This is a genomic window from Sphaerisporangium corydalis, assembly GCF_025506355.1.
Classification (GTDB): Bacteria; Actinomycetota; Actinomycetes; order Streptosporangiales; family Streptosporangiaceae; genus Sphaerisporangium; species Sphaerisporangium corydalis.
Genome location: NZ_JANZYP010000138.1, coordinates 1 through 3,376, shown reverse-complemented (window position 1 = coordinate 3,376; position 3,376 = coordinate 1). Strand labels below are relative to the sequence as shown.

At 74.0% G+C, this 3,376-nt stretch carries 2 protein-coding genes; both read left to right on the top strand.

From position 1 onward, the window contains the following. Positions 1-89: 89 nt before the first annotated feature. Positions 90-1,553: an MFS transporter gene (locus NYZ98_RS41140; protein ID WP_262850974.1), complete on the top strand. Its 1,464-nt coding sequence runs from the start codon at positions 90-92 to the stop codon at positions 1,551-1,553. Positions 1,554-1,834: 281 nt separating this feature from the next. Next, entirely contained in the window at positions 1,835-3,199 is a 1,365-nt protein-coding gene (locus NYZ98_RS41135; RefSeq protein WP_262850972.1) for an enolase C-terminal domain-like protein, read from the top strand. Positions 3,200-3,376 lie beyond the last annotated feature (177 nt).

The window sequence follows — 3,376 nt, the reverse complement described above, 5'->3', positions numbered from 1 at the left end:
GGGGTGGGGTGGCCTAGGACCAAAGTCCGAGGTGGGGGCCGATGCGGTGGTCACGGTGGGTCCGTACCTTTGAGCAGGTGTCCTCACTCGTGATCGAATCTCCACCCGAAGCGCCCCCCGGCGTGCTCAGCCGTCCGTACCGGGCGTTGAGCATCGGCATGGTCGCGCTCGTCCTCCTCCTGGCGTTCGAGTACCTGGCGGTGGCGACGGCCATGCCGGTGGTGGCCCGGGCGCTCGACGGCCTCCCTCTGTACGGGCTCGCCTTCAGCGGGTCGATGGCGGCCGGCGTGCTGGCCACCGTCGCCGGGGGCCGATGGAGCGACGCGCGCGGGCCGGTCGGGCCGATGTGGACCGGGGTGGCGGGGTTCACGGCGGGGCTGCTCATCGCGGGGCTCGCCCCCACGATGCACGTGCTGATCATCGGCCGGTTCGTCCAGGGCATCGGCGGTGGGCTGTTCTCGGTGGCCCTGTACGTGGTCGTGGCACAGGTGTACCCGCCGATCATGCATCCGAAGGTGTTCTCGCTGCTGGCGGCGGCATGGGTGCTTCCGTCCATCGTCGGCCCGGCGATCACGGGCGCCGTGGTGGAGCACATCGGCTGGCGCTGGATCTTCCTCGGCATCCCGATCTTCGTGGCGCCCGCCGCCGTGATGCTCTGGCGCGGACTGGCCGGGCTGTCCGGCCCGTCCGTCACCGCGCCTGTGGAGGGGGATGCGGAGGCGGCCCCGTCCGCGGGAGGTGCGAAGGCAGTCCCGCCCGCGGGAGGTGCGAAAGCGATCCCTTCTGCGCCTGCGGAGGGCGGTGCGAAGGGGGTTCCGTCCCAGAGGGGGTTCGGGGCGCGGCTGGCGTGGGGAGGCGTGGTGGCCGTGGGCGCCGCGCTCCTGCAGTACGGCAGTGGGCTGGGCGGGCGCGGGCTCGTCCTGCTGGCGGCCGGGCTGGTCATCCTGGTGTTCGCGCTGCCTCGGCTGCTGCCCACGGGGACGATGCGGGCGGGCCGGGGGTTCCCGACCGTCGTTCTCCTGCGCGGGCTGGCCGCCGGGGCGTCGTTCGCGGCGGACGTGTTCGTCCCGCTGATGCTGACCGGGGAGCGCGGGCTCAGCCCGACCCTGGCCGGGCTCTTCCTCACCGGGTCGGCGCTGAGCTGGTCGCTCGCGTCGTGGATCCAGGGGCGCGGGAAGTACGACCGCACACTGCTTCTGCGCGTGGGCACCGCCATGCTCGCGCTCGGCATCGCCGGGACCGGGCTGCTGGTCTTCGACGCGGTACCCGTGCTGGCGGGGCTCGGGGCGTGGCTGGTCGCCGGGTTCGGGATCGGCCTGGTCTATCCGACGCTCTCCGTCCTGACGCTCGAACTGTCCGAACCGGGTGAGGAGGGGAGGAACAGCTCGTCGCTGCAGATTGGCGAGTCGGTCTTCGCGGTCGTGATCATCGCGGCGACCGGCGCGGTCTTCGCCGGTTTCGACACCGCCCGCTGGGTGTACCTGGTGTGCTTCGGCCTGATCGTCCTCCCCGCCGCCCTCGGGATCTTCTCGGCCCACCGAGTCCAACGCTGACGCCTCCCGGCCGCCCCGCCGTCGCCCCCAGTCGCGATACCCGCGTACCGGACGAGGACGGGGGACGGGGGGGGAGGGGGCGTGCCATCTGGCGGTCGGCTCGATGGGCGGGCGCCTTGGTGGATGGCCGGGAGGAGGTCGTATCGATGGGTGGGCGGGCTCGGTGGACGGTCGGGAGGAGGTCGTAGTGAGGGGGGAGAAGTGGGCATTCACCGGCCGGGTTTGGAGCACATGCGCACAACGGGCACCATGGAAGGGCAGGTGTCCGACGAGGGGGTTCCATGCCACGTGTCCGTGAGCTAGAGGTCTTCCGGCTCGCATTGCCCTACGGCAGGCGTCCGGAGAGCATCCTGGTCAAGCTCACGGACTATGGCGGGATGACCGGCTGGGGAGAGATCGTCCAGCCCGCCGAGCGCCGTTCGGCGCGCTCGGGAACGTCCGGAAGCGCGGTGACCACAGGACAGTCCGCGGCCCGGGAAAGCCGGGAGCTGGACGGGACGACGGGCCGGACGGTGGAGAAGACGTCGCGCCGGACGGTGGAGGGGACGTCGGGCCGGACGGTGGAGGGAATGTCGGGTCGGACGGTCGAGGGGGCGACGGGTCGGACGGCGGACGGGGTGACAGGCCGGACGGTCGAGGGGGCGCGGTCGGCCGGTGGTCTGGGGGCCGCCATGGTGGCTCGTGACGGGGCCGCGACGGTGGCTCGTGATGGGGCCGACGGGCAGGACGATCAGTCGCTCGCCAAGACCTGGGCCACGCTGGCGGAATCACTCGCTCCCGCGCTCCTGGGCGTCGACTGGGAGCATCCCGACGAGCTGGGCACGATCCCCGGTGGCACCGCCGTCGACCTCGCCTGCTGGGACCTGTGGGCCCGCATGCGGGGGGTCCCGCTGGCGCACGCCCTGGGCGGCAGCCGCACGTCCGTGATGGCGACCGTGCGCCTGTCGGCGGAGCGGTCCCTCGAGGCCATGATCGCCCGGGTGAACCGCCATGTGTGCGCCGGGTACGCGCACGTCACTCTGGACGTCCACCCCGGCTGGGACGTCGAGCCGGTCCGCGCGGTCCGCCAGGCGTACCCGGCCCTGACGCTGGCCGTGGACGGGCGGGGGGCCTACACGGGCGCGCCGGCCGACATCACGGCGCTGGAGGCGCTGGCGGCCTACGACGTGACCGCCATCGAGCGGCCTTTTGGCGGTCCGGACTCGGCCGCCGACCTCGATCTCCATGGCGAGCTGCGGGAGCGGGTCTCCTCGCTGGTCGCGATCGAGGTGCATTCCGTGCGGGCCCTGGAGGAAGCAATAGCGGCACGCGCCGGAAGCGCCCTCCTGCTGCGCCCGTCGCGGTTCGGATCGCTCCGCGCCGTACGGACCGCGCACGACCTCGCGATGACGGCGGGCTGGGAGATCACCGCGGCCGGCGGCGCGGGCACCGGTCTCGCCCGTGCGGCCACGGTCGCCGTCGCGAGCCTGCCCGGCTGCACGCTGCCGAGCGATGTGACCGAGCCGCCGCGCAGCGCCCAGATCGTGACGCCGCCCGTCGGCGCGTCCGGGGGCGTGGTCGCGGTGCCGCTGACCCAGCCCGGCCTCGGCCACCTCGTCGACGAGGACCGCGTCCGCCGCCTCGCCGGCGACTCCTTCAAACTCTGACCGCCGACCGCCGACCGCCGACCGCCGACCGCCGACCGCCGACCGCCGACCGCCGACCGCCGACCGCCTGACCGCCTGACCGCCGACCGCCTGACCGCCTGACCGCCGGCCGCCGGGCCGCCGACCGCCTGACCGCCGGCCGCCGGGCCGCCGACCGCCTGACCGCCGGCCGCCGGG

Coding starts and splice junctions, on each gene's coding strand:
- NYZ98_RS41135 (WP_262850972.1), top strand. CDS start 1,835: ATGCCACGTGTCCGTGAGCTAGAGGTCTTCCGGCTCGCATTGCCCTAC.